The sequence below is a fragment of the Dietzia sp. SYD-A1 genome (genome assembly GCF_015356725.1).
Classification (GTDB): Bacteria; Actinomycetota; Actinomycetes; order Mycobacteriales; family Mycobacteriaceae; genus Dietzia.
Genome location: NZ_JADDKI010000436.1, coordinates 1 through 433, shown reverse-complemented (window position 1 = coordinate 433; position 433 = coordinate 1). Strand labels below are relative to the sequence as shown.

At 73.0% G+C, this 433-nt stretch carries 1 protein-coding gene; it reads left to right on the top strand.

The window, feature by feature from the left end; genetic code table 11:
- Positions 1-433, top strand: a 433-nt coding sequence (locus tag IY392_RS15375; RefSeq protein ID WP_194861673.1) for a YgaP-like transmembrane domain, incomplete at both ends; no start/stop codon positions are given.

Below are 433 nucleotides of genomic sequence, written 5' to 3'. Positions count from 1 at the left end.
CCCTGCTCGCGGAGCACGGCGAGGAGTTCGCCTCCCGCCTGCCCGGGCAGGTCGTGTTGATCTGCCAGTCGGGCAACCGCGCCCGCCAGGCCGGTGAACGACTCGAGGCCGTGGGCGTCGACCCCGACTCGGTGACCGTCCTCGACGGCGGGATCGCCGCGTTCGAGTCCGCCGGTGGCGAGATCGTCCGCGGAAAGGGCGTCTGGGCGATGGACAGACAGGTCCGGATGGTCGCCGGCTCGCTCGTCCTGGCCGGCGTCACCGCATCCACGCTCGCCTCGCCGAAGTTCGCCTACTTGGCGGGAGCGATCGGCGCCGGGCTCACGTACTCCGCCGCGAGCAACTCCTGCGCCATGGCTGCGGCCCTGGCCCGGATGCCGTGGAACCGCTCGGCCGACGAGCCCGGTCTCGGGTCCGTCCTGGACTCCCTGCC